Source organism: Microbacterium sp. zg.Y1084 (genome assembly GCF_024623595.1).
In the GTDB taxonomy this organism is placed as follows: Bacteria; Actinomycetota; Actinomycetes; order Actinomycetales; family Microbacteriaceae; genus Microbacterium; species Microbacterium wangruii.
In genome coordinates this window covers 92226-113755 of sequence record NZ_JANJGV010000011.1, presented here as the reverse complement: position 1 = coordinate 113755, position 21530 = coordinate 92226, and the positions used below count along the sequence as shown (strand labels likewise).

General features: G+C 71.0%; 22 protein-coding genes. 13 read left to right on the top strand and 9 right to left on the bottom strand.

Annotated elements, in window-relative coordinates; all coding sequences use genetic code 11:
• A partial coding sequence (locus NQ165_RS13490) for a hypothetical protein (RefSeq protein ID WP_257533892.1) occupies window positions 1-249 on the top strand: 249 nt, incomplete at its 5' end.
• A 575-nt stretch (window positions 250-824) separates the two neighbouring features.
• A complete protein-coding gene (locus NQ165_RS13485; protein ID WP_257533891.1) occupies window positions 825-1979 on the top strand; it encodes a hypothetical protein in 1155 nt (384 codons plus the stop codon).
• Window positions 1980-2016: 37 nt separating this feature from the next.
• Here the strand turns inward: NQ165_RS13485 and NQ165_RS13480 are convergent, their stop codons facing one another.
• Entirely contained in the window at window positions 2017-2907 is an 891-nt protein-coding gene (locus NQ165_RS13480) for an aldo/keto reductase (RefSeq protein ID WP_257533890.1), read from the bottom strand.
• A 126-nt stretch (window positions 2908-3033) separates the two neighbouring features.
• Here NQ165_RS13480 and NQ165_RS13475 point away from each other — a divergent pair, with 126 nt between their 5' ends.
• Entirely contained in the window at window positions 3034-3690 is a 657-nt protein-coding gene (locus NQ165_RS13475) for a hypothetical protein (protein ID WP_257533889.1), read from the top strand.
• Between the two features lie 145 nt (window positions 3691-3835).
• Window positions 3836-4399, top strand: coding sequence for a dihydrofolate reductase family protein (locus tag NQ165_RS13470; RefSeq protein ID WP_257533888.1), 564 nt, complete (start codon window positions 3836-3838; stop codon window positions 4397-4399).
• A 13-nt stretch (window positions 4400-4412) separates the two neighbouring features.
• Here NQ165_RS13470 and NQ165_RS13465 read toward each other — a convergent pair whose 3' ends face one another.
• Window positions 4413-6275: an FUSC family protein gene (locus tag NQ165_RS13465; RefSeq protein WP_257533887.1), complete on the bottom strand. Its 1863-nt coding sequence runs from the start codon at window positions 6273-6275 to the stop codon at window positions 4413-4415.
• Window positions 6276-6433: 158 nt separating this feature from the next.
• Between NQ165_RS13465 and NQ165_RS13460 the strand changes: the two genes are divergently transcribed.
• The 4 genes from NQ165_RS13460 to NQ165_RS13445 all read left to right on the top strand — a co-directional run bounded on the left by NQ165_RS13460 (window position 6434) and on the right by NQ165_RS13445 (window position 9373).
• A complete protein-coding gene (locus tag NQ165_RS13460; RefSeq protein WP_257533886.1) occupies window positions 6434-7384 on the top strand; it encodes a manganese catalase family protein in 951 nt (316 codons plus the stop codon).
• A 129-nt stretch (window positions 7385-7513) separates the two neighbouring features.
• Entirely contained in the window at window positions 7514-7852 is a 339-nt protein-coding gene (locus tag NQ165_RS13455) for a heme-binding protein (RefSeq protein WP_306816797.1), read from the top strand.
• 53 nt (window positions 7853-7905) lie between these two features.
• A complete protein-coding gene (locus NQ165_RS13450; RefSeq protein WP_257533885.1) occupies window positions 7906-8778 on the top strand; it encodes a class II glutamine amidotransferase in 873 nt (290 codons plus the stop codon).
• Between the two features lie 100 nt (window positions 8779-8878).
• The gene (locus NQ165_RS13445; protein WP_257533884.1) at window positions 8879-9373 is read left to right on the top strand and encodes an aromatic ring-opening dioxygenase LigA; all 495 of its coding nucleotides are present in this window, start codon (window positions 8879-8881) and stop codon (window positions 9371-9373) included.
• 20 nt (window positions 9374-9393) lie between these two features.
• Here the strand turns inward: NQ165_RS13445 and NQ165_RS13440 are convergent, their stop codons facing one another.
• The 3 genes from NQ165_RS13440 to NQ165_RS13430 form a co-directional block, all read right to left on the bottom strand.
• Window positions 9394-10218, bottom strand: coding sequence for an MBL fold metallo-hydrolase (locus NQ165_RS13440; protein WP_257533883.1), 825 nt, complete (start codon window positions 10216-10218; stop codon window positions 9394-9396).
• An 83-nt stretch (window positions 10219-10301) separates the two neighbouring features.
• Entirely contained in the window at window positions 10302-11141 is an 840-nt protein-coding gene (locus tag NQ165_RS13435) for a DMT family transporter (RefSeq protein ID WP_257533882.1), read from the bottom strand.
• 115 nt (window positions 11142-11256) lie between these two features.
• Window positions 11257-11595, bottom strand: coding sequence for a TfoX/Sxy family protein (locus NQ165_RS13430; RefSeq protein ID WP_257533881.1), 339 nt, complete (start codon window positions 11593-11595; stop codon window positions 11257-11259).
• A gap of 25 nt (window positions 11596-11620) precedes the next feature.
• On the opposite strand from NQ165_RS13430, the gene NQ165_RS13425 reads away from it, so the two are divergent.
• Window positions 11621-12127 (top strand): DUF2255 family protein, encoded by a 507-nt coding sequence (locus tag NQ165_RS13425; RefSeq protein ID WP_257533880.1) that lies wholly within the window; start codon window positions 11621-11623, stop codon window positions 12125-12127.
• A gap of 222 nt (window positions 12128-12349) precedes the next feature.
• On the opposite strand, the gene NQ165_RS13420 is transcribed toward NQ165_RS13425, so the two are convergent.
• Window positions 12350-14065 carry a long-chain-fatty-acid--CoA ligase gene (locus NQ165_RS13420; RefSeq protein WP_257533879.1) on the bottom strand — a complete coding sequence of 572 codons (1716 nt, stop codon included), beginning with the start codon at window positions 14063-14065 and terminating at the stop codon, window positions 12350-12352.
• Between the two features lie 199 nt (window positions 14066-14264).
• On the opposite strand from NQ165_RS13420, the gene NQ165_RS13415 reads away from it, so the two are divergent.
• On the top strand, window positions 14265-15230 hold the full coding sequence (locus NQ165_RS13415) for a capsular polysaccharide synthesis protein (RefSeq protein ID WP_257533878.1): 966 nt from the start codon (window positions 14265-14267) through the stop codon (window positions 15228-15230).
• Window positions 15231-15372: 142 nt separating this feature from the next.
• On the opposite strand, the gene NQ165_RS13410 is transcribed toward NQ165_RS13415, so the two are convergent.
• The 3 genes from NQ165_RS13410 to NQ165_RS13400 form a co-directional block, all read right to left on the bottom strand.
• A complete protein-coding gene (locus NQ165_RS13410) occupies window positions 15373-16224 on the bottom strand; it encodes an SDR family NAD(P)-dependent oxidoreductase (protein ID WP_257533877.1) in 852 nt (283 codons plus the stop codon).
• 58 nt (window positions 16225-16282) lie between these two features.
• Window positions 16283-17065, bottom strand: coding sequence for an SDR family oxidoreductase (locus NQ165_RS13405; protein ID WP_257533876.1), 783 nt, complete (start codon window positions 17063-17065; stop codon window positions 16283-16285).
• A 93-nt stretch (window positions 17066-17158) separates the two neighbouring features.
• Window positions 17159-18184, bottom strand: a complete 1026-nt coding sequence (locus tag NQ165_RS13400) for a zinc-dependent alcohol dehydrogenase family protein (RefSeq protein ID WP_257533875.1) — start codon at window positions 18182-18184, stop codon at window positions 17159-17161.
• Window positions 18185-18393: 209 nt separating this feature from the next.
• On the opposite strand from NQ165_RS13400, the gene NQ165_RS13395 reads away from it, so the two are divergent.
• The 3 genes from NQ165_RS13395 (at window position 18394) to NQ165_RS13385 (ending at window position 21526) form a co-directional block, all read left to right on the top strand.
• A complete protein-coding gene (locus tag NQ165_RS13395; protein ID WP_257533874.1) occupies window positions 18394-19914 on the top strand; it encodes an MATE family efflux transporter in 1521 nt (506 codons plus the stop codon).
• A gap of 159 nt (window positions 19915-20073) precedes the next feature.
• Window positions 20074-20526 carry an iron chaperone gene (locus tag NQ165_RS13390; protein WP_257533873.1) on the top strand — a complete coding sequence of 151 codons (453 nt, stop codon included), beginning with the start codon at window positions 20074-20076 and terminating at the stop codon, window positions 20524-20526.
• Window positions 20527-20629: 103 nt separating this feature from the next.
• Entirely contained in the window at window positions 20630-21526 is an 897-nt protein-coding gene (locus tag NQ165_RS13385) for a VOC family protein (RefSeq protein ID WP_257533872.1), read from the top strand.
• The last annotated feature ends 4 nt before the right edge of the window (window positions 21527-21530 follow it).

Below are 21530 nucleotides of genomic sequence, written 5' to 3'. Positions count from 1 at the left end.
GTCGGGTGCGACGGCCGCGTCTCCGCGAGCATCCTGAGCGCCCGCTCACGCATCTCCGGGGAATACTTCCTGTTCATCGTGTTCCATCCTTACTTGAAGAACGGAACGAAAGTCAGGCCGATTCAGTTCAAGGCGCAACGTCGCCGCGCCAGGTCCTCCCGCTTTGGCTGGAGGTCCTCTACGACGCCGACGAACAGGATGCCTACATCACTAGCGTTCTCGATCAATTGGCCGCCCAAGGCAGACTGATCTCGCAAGCGATACAGCACGCTCACGAACCGGCGTCGCTGCTCGAGCAGAACTTGTCCATGCTTGTCGCAACACTCAAACACTCCGCCTTCCTAGCGGAGAGCGAGGTCCGCGTGGTCGTCGTCAAGCAAGAGTCGACGTCGATTCACTATCGGCCGACGGCTCGCGGCATCCTGCCGGCGGCGCAGCAGCGGGTCTCACTTGCGCACTTGCGAATCCGGAACGCCGAGCTGGGTGCGCGCGATCTGTGCCGACAGCAACCGCCATCGATATGTCGTACAACGGCGTCGGGGCGCGCTCTGATGCACGGGGCGGTAGCACGTGCGAACGATGCCCGAATAGGAATCCGAGCGGCTGTGCTCGCAGCTCGTCGCGACGGCCCAGGGAATCGGCATTGCGACTGGAACGGATGACGACCGACAGTCGGGCGATGAACACGCTCCATGGCCCCGCCAATGGGTTCGGCCTGACCCTCTCGGAGTTCTTCGCGAAGCTTGAGATGTAGCTTCCCAGCGAATGGAGCAGCCTGGCGGTCGAACGTTCCCTTTCGCGCCCGAGTCCGCAATTCTGGGGATGTGACCGAATCGCAAGAGGAGCCCGAGGAGTCTCTCGCCGGTGGCGAGGTCGAACACCGCGAACCAACGGTGGCCACCGTCAAGGAACTGTATGCCCACGCATTCACGTGCGCGAAACCGGACTGCCCAGCGTGGTTGTACCGACACGAGGAGGGCGCAATCGCTCCCGTTCTCAACAGCCGGGTCTCCCACATCCACGCGCGCAGATCAGGTGGACCGCGGTGGGACCCCGAGATGTCGGAGACGGAGAATCGAAGCGCGACCAACCTCCTATTGATGTGCATCCCACACTCATACGAGATCGACGACCACCCTGATCGCTTCCCCGCAGAGATGCTGCAAGAGTGGCGCCGGGCGCAACGCGACGAACATCGCCGACTGCAGAAGAGCTGGCCACTCAATGATGACGAGGTGCAGGGAGTGCGTCGGGCGTCCTTCGGCGGCGGCGCGCCGGAGATCCTCGCCAGCCTCGCGCGAGCGACGGAGAAGGTCGCCTCGGCCGCCGAGCAGGCGCGACGCAGCCCCGCCAGCGCGGCCGCCCGCTGGATCGAGATGCGAGAGGCGGTCAGGAGGTCAACTGGGTTCATCTTCGACGACGAGGGCGAGCAAATATTCGCCGAACCACCGAGGTCTGAGACGAAACGCCACCAGGATGCGTTGCGCGAGGCGCTTCGGGTGGCGCGGGATGAGGTCGAAGCGCACATCCTGGCGCTGAAGGCAGAGATCGCAGCGGCGCACGCGACCGTGCCCACAGCGGCTGGATGGCTGGACTGGGTGATGCATCGCGCTGAAGAGGTCCAAGCCGCCTCCAGCCGATGGCCAGGCCCTGGGCCCGTTGATGACGACGCGCAGCTCGCGAACGCGGTGAACGCGTTGCGAGAGGGACTGAGCCAGGCGACCGCCGTCGTGCGGGGCGATAGCAACGCGACGCCTCCGGCCATCCCGGTTCCGGATGATCAAGACGACCAACAGCCGGACGCGCTCGACACGCACATCGCACTTCTCGAACGTGCACGTCCGTTCGGCCGCGTCACCCACCGCGCGTACGACGCTCGTGCGACCGCGTTCTACGTGCGCAACGGTTTCCGCTTCGATGGCGTCGAGCGAATCGATCCGCATGCTCCGTTGATCACCGCAGCGCGGATGGTGCGCTAGCCCGAGGGAGAGCGCCTGAACCGGGGTGCCCGTCGCGTCAGTCGAAGATCGCGACCGATTCCGACAGTCGAGTCACTTCTTCAGGGGTGAGTTCGAGGTCGGCGGCTTTCGCGGAATCCGTGATGGATGCCGCGCGCCGCGCACCCGGGATCGGGATGACGTGCGGGTCGAGGGCGAGCTCCCACGCCAGCACGACTTGCTGCGGGCTGACGCCGTGTGCATCGCCGACGTCGCGGAAGGCCGAGAACCGGTCGCCGACGCTGCTGGCACCGCCGCCGGTGCCGCCGAGAGGACTCCACGGCAGGAAGGCGATGTCGTGAGCGGCGCAGAAGCGCAATTCGTCGATGCTTCCCGGGTGCTTCGGCGAGAACTCGTTCTGGACGCTGGCGAGGTTGCCTTCGCCGAGCACGTCCAAAGCGATCTGGATCTCTTCGACACTCGCGTTCGAGATGCCGATCGCGCGAACGAGGCCGTCGTCGTGCAACGACTTCAGTCCCCGCATGATGTCGGCGTAGACACGGGTGCGGTCGGGACGGTGGTACTGGTACAGGTCGAGCTGGTCGACGCCGAGGATCTCGAGTGACTTCTCCGCGGCCGAGCGCAGGTAGGCCGCCGACCCGTCGCGTCCCTTGGCTCCGTCTTCGCCGAGCGTGATGCCGCCCTTGGTCGCGACGAAGATGCGCGAGGAATCCCCGTCCCATGTCCGCAGCGCCTCGGCGACGATGCGCTCGTTGTGTCCCATCTGTTCGCCATCCGGGGCATAGATGTCAGCCGTGTCGATGAGCGTCACGCCCGCGTCGAGGGCGGCGTGCACGGTTGCCACGGCATCCTCGAACGACGGGTATCGCTTGTCGTTGTTCATCGACAGCGGCATGGCGCCCAGGCCGATCGCCGAGACCTGTCGTCCTGCCAGAGTGCGCTGCTTCATTGCTTCTCCTCGTCGCGTCGTTTCCACACTGTGCCAGGCGCAGCCGCGCGGGGATGGGGCTGGACATCCGGTGGCGCACCGTAGTAGCCCGCGACGCCGAACGACGGATGTTTCTAGGATGTCGCCGTGGACCGCGTGATCGTCATGGGAAGCGTCTTCCTTCCCGGCTTCGTGATGGATCCGCTGGTCCGCGCGTTGCGAGCGAGAGGACTCGAAGCCGAGCGGGTCGTGCCGACACCGCTCGGGACACCGCAGGCGATCGGCGAGGCGTACGCGGCCGCGGCGGCGGAGCTCGGTGCGACCGCGGCGATCGCGCACTCGAACGCCGGAAACTTCGTCCCCGCGGTGGCGGCGGGTTCTGCGGTCAACCGCATCGTGTTCCTCGATGCGGTGATCCCGCCCCTTCGCGGTGGCACCTGGCCTGTCATGCCCGCGCGGGCGCGCCGCACGCTGCCGGTCACCGCGAGGGACGGCATCCTGCCACCGTGGACGCGGTGGTGGCCGGAGGAGAGCGTGCGTCCGCTGTTTCCCGACGACGCCACTTTCGCGCTGGTGGATGCCGGCGCACCCTCCATCCCAGCCGCCTACCTGTCGTCACGCGTCTCCGCGCCGCGGAATTGGACGGCGGGCCTCCGTTGCAGCTACGTGGCATTCGGACACACCTACGCCGACGAGGTGGGCGTCGCCACAGGTGCGGGGTGGCCCGTGCGCGCGCTCGAACTGGGCCACCTCGGAATTCTGCAGGACCCCGCGATGGTCGCCGACGCGGTGCTGTACGACTGACGAGACCGCGTGATTGACACCCCGTGCGGTGGGCGCAGGGGTTGCCTTCGGCCGGCACGTCATTAGGGTGAACCGCGACGGCGTGACCCGAGGGGATGTGGTCCCGCCGCAGGGGAGCGGACCACTGCGCACCGGGGAGAACGCGATGAGACCACTGCGCTACTCGATCAACATCACGATCGACGGCTGCGTCCACCATGAGGCGGGGCTGGGCCCGGATGAGGAGTCGATGGACTACTGGGCCGCCCAGATGCAACGAGCCGACGCCCTGCTGTTCGGCCGGGTGACCTACGAGATGATGGCCGGGGCGTGGCGGCGGCCCACCTCAGGAACCTGGCCCGAGGGGATGCGGGCGTGGGAGATCCCGTTCGCCGAGGCCATCGACGCGGCCAAGAAATATGTCGTGTCGAGCACACTGTCCTCCGCCGACTGGAACGGCGAACTGGTGCGCGGTGACCTGGCAGACGCGGTGTGGCGACTCAAGCAGCAACCCGGCAACGGCCTCTGGGTGGGCGGGGTGACCCTTCCCCTCGCACTGGCCGACCTGGGATTGATCGACGAGTACGAGTTCGTGGTGCAGCCGGTGGTCGCGGGCCACGGGCCGACGCTGCTCGCCGGGCTGCGCGAGCGCCTCGCCCTCGAACTCGTGGAGCGTCGCGACTTCCGGCCGGGGTCGGTCGCGCTGCGCTACCTCCCCGCTCGCGGGTGAGCCCGCCCCACGGTCAGCGCCGGGCGGATGCCGCGGCAGCCGCGGGCAGCGTTCGCAGCAGCGACCGTTCCGCCGAGCCCGTCTGCTGGGCGACGTCCCACAGCACCGACGACGCGCCACCGGAGACGGCGGCGTGCTCCGGCTGATCGTCGCTCCCGGCGGGCGATGGCTCGGGATCGAGCACCTGCAGCACCCGCTCGATGTCGCCCGGGGTCAGCTCACCCGACGGAGCCAGGGCCGTCAGGTCGCGCAGCCCTGTCTGCAGTGACGCGAGGTCGGCGAGCTGCGTGTCATCGAGGCGATCGTGGTCGGGCACGAGGTCGGCCTGCGCACGGGCGGCATCCCGGAAGAGGGCGAGGTCCTCGACCCGCTGAGGACCCGCGCCACCGGCGGCACGAAGCGCTGTCGCCGTCGCGTCGACGGCCGTCTGGATCCGGCTGCGCAGGGGCGGCGGCCGCAGACCCGGGATCACGATGAAGCCGAACACCACGCCCAGCAGCACCGCGCACGCCGTGAGCGCCACGTACTGCGTCAGCAGGTTCACCGGGTTCAGGTCCCGCGTGACGGCGTTGAAGCCGACGCTGACGACCACCATGAAGGCGCTGCCGAGCGCCGGGCGCGTGACGATGTACCAGAGCCCAAGGCAGAGCGAGACCGCAGCGACCGCCACGAGGTACTGCTGCGGAACGACCAGCAGCACGACGGCGACCGTGAGTGAGCCGGCGACCACCCCGATGATCTTGTTGCGCGTCTTCGTCGCGGTGTCGCTCCACGTGGCCTGCATGATGCTGAAGGTGGCGAGCAGCGCCGTGGACACCAGCGGGTCGCCGCGCTCGAGCCCGGAGGTGATCAGCAGCATGAGGAACACCGCCAGCGCCGTGCGCACCGCGTGACGCATCTGGATGGACTGCAGTCGTGCCGACGGGTGCAGCACGGCGTCCCGCAGCCCGCGCCGCCGGTCGCGCTCGAGGCGGACCGGTGCGGTGTCACGGGTCGTCAGTGCGCGCTCCACCGTGTCGAGCGCGCGGGCCGCGTCGCCGAGGGCGCCCGTGTCGGTGGATGCCGCGGGCGGCGGAGTCTCGGGGGAAGCACCTCCGCGGGCGGGCTTCGCCTTCAGCTGGTCCGACAGCTTCTGGGCGCGTTCGCGCAGTGCGGCGGTGGCGTCGGCATCCGTCGGGTTCGACAGTTCTGCGGTGCGCAGCGCCACCCGATACGCGGATGCCGCCTCGAGCGCGTCCGCGAGCCAGCGCTGCCGGCCGTCGCTCAGCCACGTGCGGAAGGCGGTGGCGGTGGCGGCGCTCGGGTCGTCGGCGTCGAGCACGGCGGCCACCTGCTGCCGCGTCGGCTTCGAGGGGTCGCTGATGCCCATGAGGACGCGCAGGACGAGCGCGACGACCACGCCGGCCACGGCGGCCGCGATCACCTGCTGATGGTCCGCCCCGCCGGTGGGGGCGTACCCGTAGCCGAACATCGTCGTCATGCCGAGCCCCATGCCGGCGGTGCCGAAGCGGGGGCCGAGCAGCGGCAGCAGCGCCGCGACGAACGTGAGCACGACCACCAGCGCGATCGCCGCGGGCCGCGAGGCCTCCGCGACGAGGCGCGGGACGGCTGCGGCGATGATCAGCAGTGGACCCATGACGGCGGTGATGCGCAGATCGGCCCGCAACGGCCCGCCGATGAACGCCACGAGGGAGAACATGCCCGTGAGCCCGCCGATGATGCCCGCCGCACCGGCGCCCCACGCGTCGGCGAGAAGCACGGAAGGGAGGACCACGATGATCATCAGCAGGATGAGCAGGGGGGTGCCCTTGGGATGCTTGTGGGCTGCAGCCCCGCTCTCGGCGTGGCGACGGCGGAGCTTGCGTGGCTCGTCCATGGCTAGACGGTAGGGCGCGAGCGCGGGAGGCGCCAGGGGCCGCGCTCGTGCGCTGGCGGCCCGGGGAGGGAGGATACGCCCCGGGCGTCCGGCTGGCGAGGGGGTCGGCGGGGGAGCCCCCGACCGCGAGTCTGAGCGGACCGACCCTTGGAGGAGACATGTACTTTCATGTTCAGCAGCTGATCAACGAGATCGACCAGGATCAGCCCGACCCCGATGCCGCCAACGCACTGCAGGAGGGGCTGGGCGGGCAGTTCGGCGAGATGCGCACGATGATGCAGTACCTGTTCCAGAGCATCAACTTCCGCGGACCGTCGGCCAAGCCCTACAAGGACCTGATCCAGGGCATCGGCACCGAGGAGATCAGCCACGTCGAGCTCATCGGCACCACCATCTCCCGTCTGCTCGACGGCTCGCCCGGTTACAAGGGCAAGCCGACCGACCCGGTCGACGCCCCGGGTGCGGGCGGGGCGACACCGCTGAAGATCGCCACGTCCGAGAGCAACATCCACCATTACCTCGTGGGTGCGCAGGGGGCCATGCCGGTGGATGCCGCCGGCAACCCGTGGCTGGGCAGCTACGTGTACAACTCGGGAAACCTCGTGCTCGACCTGCTCTACAACCTCATGCTCGAGTCCACGGGACGCCTGCAGAAGTGCCGCCTGTACGAGATGACGTCGAACAAGACGGCCCGCAGCACCATCTCGTACCTGATTGTGCGCGACCAGGCCCACGAGAACGCATTCGCCAAGGCGCTCGAGACCCTGGGCGTGAATTGGCGCACGGCGCTGCCGATCCCCAAGACCAATGCGGAGAAGTTCCCGGAGGTGGCCCGCCTGACCGAGCTGGGACTGCAGAGCAAGCAGTACTCCTTCGATCTGACGAACCTCTCCGAAGCGGGAAAGATCTTCCAGGGCCTGTCTCCGTCGAACGACGGGACGCAGCTCGATGCCAGCGAGCAGGCGCCGGCGGGCTCACCGATGACGATCGCACCGGAGCGGCCCGAGGAGTTCTCCCCGGGCGCCGACGCCGACCTGCGGGCCCTCATCGAGGCGACGGCGGCCATGGAGATGGCCGACATCGAGCGCACGTTCGGGGAGATGAAGTAGGTCCACGCCGCGTGGTGAGGGCGCGCTGGGCCGACCGGTCTTCCTCCCGCGACGACGCGGGGTTACCGTGAAGCCGCAGCGCGCCCCCTCACGTGCGTGCCGCAGACGCGTGGCGGGAGAACGGCAGAGATGACCGAACAGCAGCCGTACGACGTGGTGCGTGCCTTCGACGGGTTCGAGCTCCGGCGCTACCCGCAGCATGCGGTGGCAGAGGTGATGGTCGACGGCAGATTCGAGGACGCCGGAAACCGTGCCTTCCGGTACCTGTTCTCCTACATCAGTGGCGAGAACGAGCCGGCCGCGAAGGTGGCGATGACGGCGCCGGTGATCCAGGGCGGAGGCGGGTCGACCATCGCCATGACGGCCCCGGTGATCCAGCGGGCGGCCGCGGGCCGCACGGTGGCCCGCCTTCCTGCGGCACAACGAAGTGATGCTCGATGTGGAGCCGCCCACGCAGCGGCATCCTGACGGCGATACGGGAGCTGCATCGTGACCGGAACACTGCCGAGGGGAGAGCCGCCATGTGCCGGTGGATCGCATATCTGGGAGCGTCGCTTCCCGTCGAGGACGTTCTCGTCCGCCCTGACCATTCACTGATCGACCAGAGCCTGGTCGCCCGCCGGCTGTACCTGCCGGGCACGACGATGGCGTCCCAGTTCCGGCAGCACGCGTTCCCCACGAACGGGGACGGGTTCGGCCTGGCCTGGTCGGGACGCGGGGGTGTGCTCGGCCAGTTCCGCCAGACCACACCGGCCTGGGACAGCGACAACCTGCGCCACCTCGCCGCCCAGATCGAGTCCCCCTGCTTCCTCGCCCATGTGCGTGCCGCCCCCGGGGGCACGATCGCCGAGCAGAACGCCCATCCCTTCGTCCACGACGGGTGGATGTTCCAGCACAACGGCGAGATCGGCGGGTTCACCGAACTCAAACGCGAACTGACCATGGACGTCGCCCCCGAGCTGTACCCGTACATCCGGGGCACCACGGACAGTGAGGTGTGCTTCTTCCTCGCGCTCACGTTCGGACTGGCCACCGATCCCGTGAACGCCCTCACCCGGATGATCGAGCGGGTCGAAGCCGCCCGTGCCGCTCACGGGGTCACCGACCCGTTCCGCGGCGCGTTCTGCGCCTCAGACGGGGCGCGGCTGGTTGTGGCGCGGTGGCTGAGCGCCGATGCCGGCGAGCTTCCGGCGCCCTCGCTCTTCCGCAGTGCCGGGCCCGAGACCCTGCATGTGGGCGAGGGGCGCACCGAGCGGCTGCCCCACGGCGCCCAGCTCGTGGTGTCGGAGCCGCTCGAGCTGCACTGGTCGCGGCGGCACTGGCAGGAGATCCCCGTCGGCACCGTCGGCGTCTTCGCCCGCGATGCCGAGCCCGTCCTCACCGCCCTCGGCTGACGGCCGCGGCCGCAGCATGTGCCGCGCCTGCCCCCCTTTCCGTCGGCACCGGGCGGGGCTACCGTGAACGCGCACGCACCCCGATCGCGAGGAGGACGCCATGAACCGGACGCACGCCGCCGATGCGCAGCCCGGCACCGAGTACGCCGCGGCGCCGCCCGCACGAGCGGCCGGAACCCTCGGCATCCTGGCCGGGATCGGGCTGATCGTCCTGGGGCTGGCGGCGTGGATCACGGTGTCGCTGCAGCTGCGGGAGGAGAAGATCACGGTGCCCGACGACGCGATGGCCTTCCAGGGCAAGACCGTGGCGGGGCCGCTCACCGCCTTCGCGCAGGCCGCCATCATCCAGCATCACGCGCTGGGATTGTCGGGCGGCAAGACCTACGCCGAGCTCGACCGCGATGACCCGGTGCGGGTGACGCTGATGGACGCGTCGTTCCTGCGGGCCTCCCTGTTCACGTCGGTGGTGTCGTTCGGTGTCGCCGCGTTCGCCATGGGCGTCGGCGCCCTGTCCGTCGTCTTCGGCTGGGGGCTGCGCCGCGCAGCGACGCCCACCACGGTCGTGGTGACGCGCCCGCTGTTCTCCCGCGGCTGACGCGCGGCGCGCTCGCCACCTCACCCGTGGCCGCCGCCGCCCCGCCGCGCGGCGCTCTCGACCTGCCCGGCATGCAGATCGCCCACCCACTCCCAACCGAGTTCGGGCGCATCGATGCGCGGGTCGTCGAACACCCCGCCATCGCGCAGCGTCTCGATGTACCGCCGGTCCAGCGCCAGCCGCTGCCGCAGCTGCGCGGCGTCACCGACCGAGCCGTGTCCGGGGACGAATGCGTCCACGCGGTCGGCGATGGACGCCAGCGTGTCCAGTCCCGCGAGATAGTCGCCCAGCGGGTCGTCGGCGCCCTCGAGGTCGGGCATGGGGACGAAGACGTCCGAGAGCATGTCGCCGGCGACGAGCACGCGGCGTCCCTCCACCAGGAGCGCCGCGTGCCCGATCGCGTGGCCCGGATGCGCGACGACCCGCACCTCGGGTCCGCTCCAAGGGATGCGCCCGCCGTCGCCGGGTAGCGCCGCGATCAGCCCGAACGGGTCGATCGGCACGTCCGAGACGATCTCGGGGGGCAGGGCGTCGGCGAACCGCTGCTGCCAGTCGCTCTGCGCCCGCAGGTCGCCCAGGAACGCCGCGCACGCCGGCGTGCCCCAGCGCGGGGCGTCGCCGAATGCCGGATGCCACAGCGCGTGATCCCAGTCGGGGTGCGTGGCGAAGCCCGCGACCACCGGCATCCCGAGCACGAGCAGGTCGTCGGCGAGGCACCGCATCTCGGCCGCGGTGATGCCGGGGTCCACCAGCAGGACGCCCTCCTCGCCCTGCACGGCGACGCTGTTGTTGCGCAGCAGCGGACTCTGGTGGGCGAACACCCCGGGGGCGACGGGGGTCAGCATGACCGTGGCCCTACGGTGTGCGGGCGGCGCGAGGTGACCGGTGATGCGAGCAGTTCCATCGAGATTCCTCCGTGTTGCGGCGCTCAGTCCAGCGAGAGCGCGATGATCGCGAGTGTGCAGATGCCGATGCCGGCACCCTGCGGCGCGCTGAGTCGCTCGCGCAGCACGCCGGCGGCCAGCAGCACGGTGACCGCAGGGTAGAGCGAGGTGAGCACGGCCGCCACGGCCAGTGAGGTCGTTCCGCTGGACAGCACGAAGGCGACGGTGCCCGCCGCGCCTGTCAGTCCCGCCGCGGTGCCCCAGCCGACGGCCGTGCGCAGGCGATGCCCGCGGGGGCGTGCGGCTGCGACGCCGATGCCGGCGAGCAGTGCGCCGGTCGCTTGATTGGCCGCGAGCGGCAGCAGTCCGGCGTCGGGCCCGATCTGGGCCAGGCAGACGAACAGCAGCCCGAAACCCGCACCGGCGAGGGCCCCGTCGCTGAGCGCCCCCCACGACCGCGGCGGCCGGCCCGGGCCGGTCTCGCGCGAGACCAGCCAGATTCCCGGGAGGGCGATGGCGATGCCCGCCCACACCAGCAGGCCGGGGCGCTCGCCGAGCACGACGCCTGCGATCACGGGCAGGGCGGCCGCCCCGACGGCCGACAGCGGTGCCACCAGCCCCATGCGACCGCGCGCCAGCCCTCGGTACAGGAACAGTCCGCCGGCCGCCGAACCGACACCGGCGAGCACTGCCCACCCGAAGTCCGCCGCCGTCGGGGCGCCGCCGCGGAGGAGCCCCGCGGCCAGGAGGGCGATCGTCCCCGCGATCTGGCCGACCAGCAGGATCAGCCACGGCGAGCAGCGCCGGGCACCGACGCCCCCGATGAAGTCCGACGTGCCGTAGGCGACGGCCGACGCGAGCGCCAGCAGGATGCCGAGGTTCACGGCATCCAGCCTGAGACCTCGGGAGAGGAGGCGGAAGGCCGTTCCTGCGCGCAGGCTGCTCGGGGCACCCGCGTCGAACGGTCAGCCGCAACCCGCCCCCGGCGCCGCCGGCGGGTCAGCCGGCCTGGCGTCGCAGCGCCTGCGCGACCCAGAAGTCCAGCGTCCCCTCATCCTGCGCCGCATCGGCGTGGATGTGGATCCACCCCGGCCCCATCGAACGGCCGGGGCCCATCTCGGCGCGCACGGCTTCGGGCCGCGTCACGAGATCGGCGTCTTCGTCGGCGCTGACGTGCACGAGCAGCCCCAGGTCCTTCCGGGCCGCGACCAGCATCGCCCCGTCGAACATCACGGCGATCGTGCCGAACATCGGCACTTCGCGCACCACTCCCGCCGGGAGGCGCCGCAGCACGCGGTCGAGCAGATCGCGCCGGGCCGCACCCACCATCACGGTCATGTCCTCACCTCGCAGCGTCGTCCGGATGCCGGTCAGCGTAGAGCGCAGCGCCGCCGCCGTCGAGGGGGACCGTGGCGCGGCCGTCGGCGGCGTCGTACCGTCGGAGCCAGGGGTCCGGCCTCCGGTGCCGGCGCCGGCGGAGGGGGAGACGATGAGCTGGGATGCCGATGACCTCACCCGGATCGGCGGTGCCGAGGAGCTGGAGGTCTCCTCGACCCGCCGCGACGGCACGGACCGCCCCTTCGTCACCATCTGGACGGTGCGCTCCGGCGACGCCCTCTACATCCGGTCGGCGTACGGTCCGGACAACCCCTGGTACCGGCGGGCCCGGCACGCCGGCGTGGGACGGGTGCGTGCGGGCGGCGCGGACCGTGCCGTGACCTTCACCGCGATCGACGCCGCCGACGCCGCGACGCAGCAGGCGGTGGATGCCGCCTACCACGCCAAGTACGACCGCTACGGGCCGCAGATCGTCGGCACCGTCACGGGACCGGCTTCCCACGAGACGACGTTGCGCATCGACCCGCGCTGAGCGCGCGCCAGGGGTGCGGGACCGCTCCGGCGTGCGCCGGAATGCGGAGATCCGCCCGGATGCGGACGATCGCCCCGCAGGCATCCGCATTCCGGCGGATCACCGCATCCGGGGAGAGGCGACCGGGCACTGCGCGACCGCCGCGACTGGCGCGACCGGCGCGGCGACCGGTGCCCGCGTGGCACCGAACGCCGCACGACCGCGCGACGCGGCGGAGGAGGCTCAGTCCTCGTCGGCGGGCGCCGCGCGCACCGCGTTGCGGTCGGCGATGAGCGTGTCGCGCACCCGACGGCGCAGCACCTTGCCGATGAGAGAGGTGGGAAGCTCCTCCCACACGCGGTAGGCGCTCGGCCGCTTGTACTCGGCGAGCTGCTCGCGGGCCGCCGCCCGGGCGGCATCCTCGTCGAACGTCGCTCCCGGCTCGAGCACGACGACGGCGGTCACGACCTCGGCTCCACCGCCGCGGGGGATGCCGACGACAGCGGATGCTGCGATGCCCGGCACCTCGTTGAGCACCTTCTCGACCTCGGTGGGGGCGACGTTGAAGCCGCCGGTGATGATGATCTCCTTCTTGCGGTCGACGACGGTCACGAAGCCGTCGTCGTCCTGCACGACCAGGTCGCCGGTGCGCAGCCAGCCGCCCTCGAGCAGCGCCTGCGCGGTCTCCTCCGGGCGGTTCCAGTAGCCCTGGAACACCTGCGGGCCCTTGATGAGAAGCTCCCCGACCTCACCCAGCTCGACCTCGCGGGTCGGTTCGTTCGGATCGACCACGCGGATGTCGGTGGAGGGGAACGGGATGCCGATGGCGCCGATCTTGCGGGAATCGTTGAACGGGTTCGCGAGCGCCACCGGGCTGGTCTCGGTGAGCCCGTAGCCCTCGTTGAGCATGCTGCCGGCCTGCTCCTCCCAGCGCTTCACGATCGTCGGGGTGAGGGTCATCGCACCCGAGATGGCGTAGACGACGCCCGACAGGTCGAGCTTGCCGTCACGCGCGACGCGGGCGAGCCGGTCGAACATCGGCGGCACGGCGGGGATGAACGTCGGCGGGTACTTCTTCGCCGCCTGCGACACCAGCTCGGGGTCGAAGGTCGGGAACAGCACGGCGTTCGAGCCCGTCTCGACGGCGTAGATCACCGACAGCAGCACGCCGAACGAGTGGAACATCGGCAGCAGGCCGTAGATGCGGCCCTCGCCGTGCGCGAAGCGCGGCATCCAGGCCGCTCCCTGGCGGGCGTTGGACCAGAGGTTCGCGTGCGTGATCATGGCGCCCTTGGGCACGCCGGTGGTGCCCGAGGTGTACTGCAGGCAGGCGAGGTCGCCCGCGCGGGGGCGGGGGGTGGATGCCGGCAGCGGCACCGACTTCTCCAGCTGCGAGAACGGGATGGTGCCGGGGGCCGGCGCGGTGAGCTTGTCGCGTGAGGCGCGCGCCTTCTCGATGGGCAGGCGCAGCGCGAGCCGGGTCGCCAGCGGCATGGCGCGGGTGATGTCGACGGAGATGATCGTGGTGATGCCGAGGTCGGCGGGCATCGCCTGGATGACCGGGGCCATCTTGTCCCACGTGATGACGTGCCGCGCGCCGTGGTCGCGGAACTGCACCTCGAGCTCGTCGCGGGTGTACAGCGGGTTGTGCTCGACGACGATCGCCCCCAGGCGTAGCACGGCGTAGAAGGCGACCAGGTGCTGCGGGGCGTTGGGCAGGACCAGGGCGACGCGGTCGCCGGCCTTCACGCCCAGCTCGGCGAGGCCGCCCGCGACACGGGCGACACGGTCGGCCAGCTCGCGGTACGTCATCGAGGCGCCGAAGAACGTCACGGCGGGGAGATCGGCATACTGCGCGACCCGCTCGTCGAGCAGGTCCACGAGTGACCCGGTCGCCACCTCGATGTCCACCGGGGTCCCCTCGGCGTAGAAGCGGTTCCAGGCGCGGGTCTCGTTCATCTGCACTGGACAAGATTACGTCGCGGCGTCGCCGGGGTCAGAACGGCCGCGCCGTCGCGACACGCGGCACGCGGCCGTCGACGACTCGGCGGAGGGAGCGGAGGACGCCGACCACGGGGAGGGTGGTCGCGGGGCGTCCGGCGCGACATGATGGGGCGATGACGCCAGCCTTCGGTGGTCGCCGCGACGGATGGGCACGATGAGCGCGGTGGATGGCGCGTCGGCGGGGGCGCCGAGCCCCGGCCCGGTGACGGCCTTCCTCGAGGGGCTCGAATCGCAGTTCTCCCGCGTCGAGCGGTTCAAGGACACCGTCGATCCCGCCGCCGCCCGCGAGGGCCGGCGTATCGTGACGGAGTTCCTGACCCCCCGGGTCGCGGAGCTGCGCGCCGCCGCCGGGCTCCCCGCCGGACGCGGGCGCGTCGCGCACGGCCGGCGCCTGGCGGCCGAGGACGGCAGCCGCGTGGGGACGCAGGAGCTCCCCGTGTACGTCTACTGGGACACCGGCATCGACGGCGCCCCGGACCTCGTCCGCGCGTGCATGGAGCGACTGCGCGAGGTGCACCCCGATGCCCGCTTCCTCGATGCCGCCGGCATCCACGAGCTCATCGCCGTGCCCGAGCGCGTGACGGCGGTGCTGGCGCAAGACCACAAGGCCCACTACGCCGACTACCTGCGGGTGGCTCTGCTCGAACAGCACGGCGGCATCTGGGTGGATGCCACCTGCTGGCTGCCCGGGCCGTTGCAGGACGTGATCCTCACCTACCTCGATGCGGGCGTGGTCTACCCCCGCTGGACCCACCGGGAGATCGGCAACTGGTTCATCGCGTCGGTTCCGGGCTCGCTCATCATCACGCTGCAGCGGCTCGCGCTGGACATGTGGTGGCAGGAGCGCTCCGACGTGCCGGACTACTTCCTGTACCACCGGATCTTCGAGACCCTCTATGCGCTGATCCCCGAGTTCCGCGGGCAGTGGTCACGCGTGCCGCCGCTGTCGAGCACCGCGAGCCACCTGCTGCAGCTGAGCATGATGCAACCGTGGTTCCCCGGGGTCGCCGAGATCATGGCGCGCCTGTCGATCGTGCAGAAGCTCAGCTACAAGTACGACCCCGAGACCGTCCCGGAGGGCTCGATCCTGCACCGTCTGCTGCTGCAGCAGCCGCTGTGACGACCGGCGTCCCCGGCCTCGTGTGCACAACGACGCTGATCCGGCGACGAAACCGCGCGGGCGCGCGCGCAGCCCGGTCTCGGGCGCGGCATGGCGACGTTGTGCGCGCCGGCCGCGGCTGCCCGCTGGCGACCGCCGCGCGTCAGGAGCCGGAGCGGCCGGTGAAGTGGTCCATCGAGGAGTACACGTGGAAGACCTTGTCGGCCACGACGTCCCAGACGCGGGTGGGAAGCACGCCGCGCAGCGCCAGAGCGAGCTTGACCGTCCACGGGCGCAGCACCATCGGCGTGCCGCGCACAAGGCCACGCCACGCGGCGCGGGTGGCCTGCTGCGGCGTCATGATGGGGGTCAGCAGCGGGCCGCGCGCGCCGGCGAACATGCCGGTGGAGATGTAGCTGGGGCAGAAGGTCGTCACGCCGATGTGGCGGTGGCCGCGCGCCCGCAGTTCCAGCCGCACCGAGTCGCTCCAGCCGATCATCGCCCACTTGGATGCCGCGTAGACCGCCATGTTCGGGTTCGCCAGCGTGCCGGCGGCCGAGGCGATGTTGAGGATGCCCTTGGGGCGGGAGGTGTCGGAGATCATCGCCGGCAGAACCTCGCGGGTCAGCCACATGGCCGCGAGCGTGTTCACGCGCATGGTCAGTTCGATGTCGCGCTCGGGGTCGTTGTCCCAGAACACCCCGCCGCGCACGATGCCGGCGTTGTTGACGAGCACATCGGGCTCGCCGAGCTCCTCGCGCATGCGCGCCAGGCCCGCGACGATCTCCTCCTGGCGGGAGATGTCCACGCGGTAGGCGCGCACATCCACACCCGAGGCGCTGAGGCGCGCCGCCAGGGCGCTCGCCGTCTGCTCGTCCACGTCCCAGAGGGCGATGGCCCGCGCGCCGCCGGCGACGGCGCGACGGGCGAACAGCTCGCCCATCCCGCGCGCGCCGCCGGTGATCAGCACCGTGGCGCCGCGGATGGGATCGGGAGTGCGGGGCTGGGCGGTCATGCGGGACCCTTTCCGTCGTCTTCCGACAGCGTATCCGGGGCCCGCATGGCCGCTCGGTTCACCAGGTGGAGTCGCCGCGGATGACGGCATCCGACCCGCCGTCGATGTAGATCACCTGACCGCAGAGGTGCGCGTTCTCCTCGCTGACGAGCCAGGCCATGAGGCTGGCGACGTCGCCCGGCTCGAAGATGCCGTTGAGGGGCATGGGCACCCGCTCCAGCAGGGCCGCCTTGGCCTCCTCGGTGCCGGTGAGGTCGAAGGTCATGGGGGTGGCGACGACCCCGGGGGCCACCGCGTTGAGGGCGATGCCCGCCCCGGCCCACTCGGCCGTGGGGGCGACGCGCCGCAGCCAGCGGGCGAGGCCCTGCTTCGACGTGCCGTAGATGAGGTTCGCCACCTCCGGGCCTCCGGCGGCCAGCTCGGTCGCCCTGGCCAGTGCGGTCGGCTCGTCCTCGGCGAGGAAGGCCTGCAGCAGCGCCTCGTCGGGCGGGAACAGCGCCGCCATCGAGGTGGTGGCCACGGCGCGCGGGGCGGGCGAGGCGGCCAGCAGCGGCCGCAGCCCGGTGAGGGTGGCGACGGCGCCGAAGAAGTTGACCGCGGCGGTGGCGACGGTCGGCGACGACAGTCCCGCGTTGGCGATGACGACGTCGACGACGCCGTCCGAGAGGTCGGTGACCTCGGCGACCAGGGCCTCGCGGCCCTCGGTGGTCGTGAGGTCGACGTTCACGTCGGCCCCGGCGATGTCGACGCCGATCACGCGGTAGCCGCGTTCGGCGAGGAGCTCGGCGGCGGCCCGTCCGATTCCGCTGGCAGAACCGGTGATGACGGCTGTGCGGGTCATGGTCTGTGCCCTTTCTCTGGGGTTCCTATGGCCATGATTGCATGTGGTCTGACCAAAGGGAAGAGGGGCGCGGAGCCGTGATCGCCCGGGCCGTCAGTCCATCGTCAGCATCACCTTGATCGCCCGGCGCTCGTCCATCGCCTTGTAGCCTTCCGCAGCCTCTTCGAGGGGCAGCGACAGGTCGAAGACCTTGCCTGGGTCGATCTCGCGATCCCAGATGAGACGGATCAGCTCGGGCAGGAATCGCCGCACCGGGGCCGGGCCGCCGTGCAGGTGCACGAGGGAGAAGAAGAGCTCCCGGCCGGGAAGCTCCACGTCGTGCGACACGCCGACGAACCCGATGTGGCCGCCGGGACGTGTGGCGCGCAGGGCCTGCAGCATCGACTCGTGGGTGCCGACCGCCTCGATGACGGAGTGCGCGCCCAGCCCGCCGGTGAGCTCTTTGATGCGGGCGACGCCGGCGTCGCCGCGTTCCTCGACGATGTCGGTCGCGCCGAACTCGCGGGCCAGCGCCTGCCGGTCGGCGTGGCGGCTCATCGCGATGATGCGCTCGGCTCCCAGCCGCTGCGCGGCGAGCACGCCCATGAGTCCGACCGCGCCGTCGCCGACGACGACCACGGTCTTGCCGGGGCCGACGCCGGCGGCTGTCGCCGCGAACCAGCCCGTGCCGAGCACGTCGGATGCCGCGAGCAGCGACGGGATCAGGTCGGCATCGGGCGTGCCGGGGGTCGCGACGAGGGTGCCGTCGGCCAACGGGATGCGGGCGAACTCCGCCTGAGTGCCGATGCGCCCCATGGGCACGGCGTGCACGCAGCGCGATTCGTACCCATCGCGACAGATCTCGCAGGTGCCGTCGGAGGCGAAGAACGAGCCCACGACGAAGTCGCCCACCTTCACGGTGCGCACCTCGTCGCCGACCGCGGTGACGACGCCGGCGTACTCGTGCCCCATGGGCATGGGGCCGCGCACGGTGTCCGCACCCCGGTAAGGCCAGAGGTCGGAGCCGCAGATGCACGTCGCGGCCAGCTTGATGACGGCATCCGTCGGCTCGATGATCGTCGGGTCGTCGCGCTCTCCGACCTGCACCTGGCCGGGTGCCTCCAGGATCACTCCGCGCATCGCTGTACCTCCGTCGTCTTCGGGCCGGGCGGGGCGTCCGGCGCGTTCACGATAGCCCTTGTCCCCACGCGAGGGCAGAGGTTGCGGGGGCTGCGTCTGCAGGCCCGGAGGGCGCTCGCGCCCACCGTCATCGGGTGCCGAATCGATTCGATAGGATGTCTCATCGGCGTCCCGCGACGCCCACCGACCCGAAGCGTGAAGGCTCCCGCATGTCCACGTCCCTGACCACCGGCAGCCCCTGGCGCGTCATCCTGCTGTTCTCGGTTCCGCTGCTGCTGGGCAACGTGGTGCAGCAGATGTACCAGTTCGCCGACGCCGTGGTCGTCGGGAGGTGGCTGGGGGTCGAAGCCCTGGCGGCGGTCGGCGCTACCGGCAGCCTCTTCTTCTTTCTGCTCGGGTTCGTCTGGGGCCTGACGACCGGGTTCGCCATCCCCACGGCGCAGGCGTTCGGCGCCCGCGACGCGGCGGGCGTGCGCCGGTCCGTGGCCGCCGGCACGCTGCTCACCGCCATCGCGACGGTGCTGCTGACCATCGCCGGGCCGCTGCTGTCGGAGCCGATGCTGCTGCTGCTGCGCACGCCGGCGGAGCTCATGCCGCAGGCCACGGTCTTCGCGCAGGTGAGCTTCCTGGGCTCCGGGGCGATGCTGTTCTTCAACTACCTGTCGGCGATCATCCGCGCCATCGGGGACTCGCGCACGCCGCTGATCTTCCTCACCGTCGCGTGCGTCATCAATGTGGGGCTCGTGGTGCTGATGGTCGGCCCCCTGCAGTGGGGCATCGGGGGTGCGGCGCTGGCGACCGTCGTCGCCCAGGGGCTGTCCGTCGTGCTGTGCGTCGACTTCGTGCGCCGCCGCGTGCCGGCGCTGCAGATGCGCCGCAGCGACTGGCGGGTGTCATGGGAGGACCTCGCCGACCACCTTCGGCTCGGCCTGCCCATGGGCTTCCAGGCCTCCATCATCGCCATCGGCACCCTCGCCGTGCAGGTGCGCCTGAACGAGCTGGGCGCCGACGCGGTGGCCGCCTACACCACGGCCTCGCGCGTCGACTCGCTCGCCGTCGCGCTGCTGCAGTCGCTGGGCCTTGCCGTGTCGATGTACGTCGCGCAGAACTTCGGCGCGCGACGCCCCGACCGCATCCGCCGCGGCGTCGTGCAGTCGGTGTGGATGGCGATCGCGGCATCCGTCGTCGTCGGCGCCCTGCTCGTGCTGTTCGGCAGCGGTGTCGTGCGCCTGTTCGTCGGCGAGGGGTCGGATGCCGTCGTCGCCATGGCCGCCCTCATGCTCGTGATCAACGGCGTGAGTTACAGCCTGCTGGGTGTGCTCTTCGTCGTCCGCGGGGCCCTGCAGGGCCTCGGGCACACCCTCATCCCCACCGTCACCGGTGCGATCGAGCTCGTGATGCGCGTGGTCGCCGCCGTCGTGCTGGGGGGACTGATCGGGTTCGCCGGCGTCGCCTGGAGCAACCCGCTCGCATGGCTCGGTGCCGTCGTGCTGCTCGTGCCGGCGTACATCCGCGAGCACCGGCGTCTCGCCACCATGCCGGCGCTCCCCGCCACCCTCACCCCGACCACGCCCATCCCGGTGATCGGACCCGTCGACGGGTCGATGGCCGTCGACGCCGTCGTGACGCAGCCGGTGCCGGTCGTCGACCCCGGCGGTGCGCGTCGGCTGCGCCAGCGGATGCAGCGCGTGCGCGGCGCCCGCCGCGATCGCGACCGCAGCGGCCGCTGAAGTCGCGCTGGGACGAGGCCGCGACCGGCGCAGGTTGCGCCCGCCCGGGTCGCCGCCCGCAGGAACGCCGCCCACGGAGTCTGGCGGACGGTCGTCGGCTGTGGGATCATTCCGGCGTCCGCTGGGGGACCCGCCTCCGGCCGGACAGGGAGGACGATGATGCCCGATACCCGCGACGGCGACGACGGATCGTTCAGCGCTGACGAGCGCGCGGCCATGAAGCAGCGCGCGGCCGAACTCAAGGCCCAGGCCGCAGGCGGCAAGGGGGGAGCGAAGAAGGAGCGCGAGGCGCAGGCGTGCCTCGACGCGATCGCCGCGCTTCCCGAGCCCGACCGCTTCCTCGCCGAGCGGTTCCACACGGCGGTCACCGAGACGGCGCCGGATCTCGACCCGAAGACCTGGTACGGCTTCCCCTCGTACGCGCGGGACGGCAAGGTGCTGACCTTCTTCCAGCCGGCATCCAAGTTCGACACCCGCTACTCCACGATCGGCTTCAACGAGGAGGCCGCGCTCGACGACGGTGCGCTGTGGCCCACCGCGTTCGCGATCGTCGAGTACACCGACGCGGTCGACCGCACCGTGCGGACCCTCGTGGCCAAGGCCGTGGGCTGATCCAGGCCTCCCGCCGGGGTGCGCGCCGGTGTCGGCCCCGGCCTTGCGCGTGCCGGTGACCGGTTGGATGCTGGGCGCGACGGATTCGACAAGGAGGTCTGCCGTGCAGAAGATCGTTCCCAACATCTGGTTCGACCACAACGCGGCCGAGGCCGCCCGCTTCTACACCGACGCGTTTCCCGGCGCGACGGCCGACGTCACCGCCCGCTACCCGGCGGAGGGGCTGCCGGGGTTCCAGAGCGAGTTCGCCGGCGCGGAGCTGGGGATCGAGGTGGAGTTCGACGGGTACCGCCTGATGCTCATCAACGCGGGGCCGGAGTTCCGCCCCAACGCCTCGGTGTCCTTCATGGTGAACTTCGACTCGTTGCTGTTCTCCGGCGATGCCGCCAGCGCTCGCGGCGCTCTCGACGCGTTGTGGGAGAAGCTCATCGACGGCGGCGCGACGCTGATGGAGCTGGACGAGTACCCGTTCAGTCCCCGCTACGGCTGGCTGCGCGACCGCTACGGGGTCAACTGGCAGCTGATCCTGGGCGAAGGCGAGCCGCGCCCCTTCCTCATGCCGTCGCTGCTGTTCAACGGTCCGGCGCAGAACCGGGCGCGCGAGGCGGTGGACTTCTACATCGACCTCTTCGATCGCTCCGGGGTCGGCACCGTGGCCGAATACCCCGAGCCGACCGGGCCCGCCGTGGCCGGCGGGCTGATGTACGCCGACTTCCAGCTCGAGGGGCAGTGGTTCACGGCGGCGGACTCCGGCGTCGACATGGACGAGCCCTTCAGCCCGGGGGTGTCGCTCGTGGTGCGCTGCCGCGACCAGGCGGAGATCGATCGGCTGTGGGAGGCGCTGTCCGCGGTGCCCGAGGCGGAGCAGTGCGGCTGGCTCGTCGACCGGTTCGGCCTCAGCTGGCAGATCCTGCCCGAGAACATGGCGGAGCTCATGGCCCATCCGGGCGCGTACGCCCGCATGCTGGACATGCACAAGATCGTCATCGCCGACCTCTGAGCCG

What these genes read in the sequence shown, in the direction of transcription:
- NQ165_RS13395 (WP_257533874.1), top strand. Translation starts at nt 18,394, where the DNA reads ATGTCCACGTCCCTGACCACCGGCAGCCCCTGGCGCGTCATCCTGCTG.
- NQ165_RS13440 (WP_257533883.1), bottom strand. Translation starts at nt 10,218, where the DNA reads ATGCTGACCCCCGTCGCCCCCGGGGTGTTCGCCCACCAGAGTCCGCTG.
- NQ165_RS13450 (WP_257533885.1), top strand. Translation starts at nt 7,906, where the DNA reads ATGTGCCGGTGGATCGCATATCTGGGAGCGTCGCTTCCCGTCGAGGAC.
- NQ165_RS13420 (WP_257533879.1), bottom strand. Translation starts at nt 14,065, where the DNA reads ATGAACGAGACCCGCGCCTGGAACCGCTTCTACGCCGAGGGGACCCCG.
- NQ165_RS13460 (WP_257533886.1), top strand. Translation starts at nt 6,434, where the DNA reads ATGTACTTTCATGTTCAGCAGCTGATCAACGAGATCGACCAGGATCAG.
- NQ165_RS13465 (WP_257533887.1), bottom strand. Translation starts at nt 6,275, where the DNA reads ATGGACGAGCCACGCAAGCTCCGCCGTCGCCACGCCGAGAGCGGGGCT.
- NQ165_RS13480 (WP_257533890.1), bottom strand. Translation starts at nt 2,907, where the DNA reads ATGAAGCAGCGCACTCTGGCAGGACGACAGGTCTCGGCGATCGGCCTG.
- NQ165_RS13470 (WP_257533888.1), top strand. Translation starts at nt 3,836, where the DNA reads ATGAGACCACTGCGCTACTCGATCAACATCACGATCGACGGCTGCGTC.
- NQ165_RS13455 (WP_306816797.1), top strand. Translation starts at nt 7,514, where the DNA reads ATGACCGAACAGCAGCCGTACGACGTGGTGCGTGCCTTCGACGGGTTC.
- NQ165_RS13415 (WP_257533878.1), top strand. Translation starts at nt 14,265, where the DNA reads ATGAGCGCGGTGGATGGCGCGTCGGCGGGGGCGCCGAGCCCCGGCCCG.
- NQ165_RS13430 (WP_257533881.1), bottom strand. Translation starts at nt 11,595, where the DNA reads ATGACCGTGATGGTGGGTGCGGCCCGGCGCGATCTGCTCGACCGCGTG.
- NQ165_RS13390 (WP_257533873.1), top strand. Translation starts at nt 20,074, where the DNA reads ATGCCCGATACCCGCGACGGCGACGACGGATCGTTCAGCGCTGACGAG.
- NQ165_RS13405 (WP_257533876.1), bottom strand. Translation starts at nt 17,065, where the DNA reads ATGACCCGCACAGCCGTCATCACCGGTTCTGCCAGCGGAATCGGACGG.
- NQ165_RS13425 (WP_257533880.1), top strand. Translation starts at nt 11,621, where the DNA reads ATGCCGGTCAGCGTAGAGCGCAGCGCCGCCGCCGTCGAGGGGGACCGT.
- NQ165_RS13410 (WP_257533877.1), bottom strand. Translation starts at nt 16,224, where the DNA reads ATGACCGCCCAGCCCCGCACTCCCGATCCCATCCGCGGCGCCACGGTG.
- NQ165_RS13445 (WP_257533884.1), top strand. Translation starts at nt 8,879, where the DNA reads ATGAACCGGACGCACGCCGCCGATGCGCAGCCCGGCACCGAGTACGCC.
- NQ165_RS13400 (WP_257533875.1), bottom strand. Translation starts at nt 18,184, where the DNA reads ATGCGCGGAGTGATCCTGGAGGCACCCGGCCAGGTGCAGGTCGGAGAG.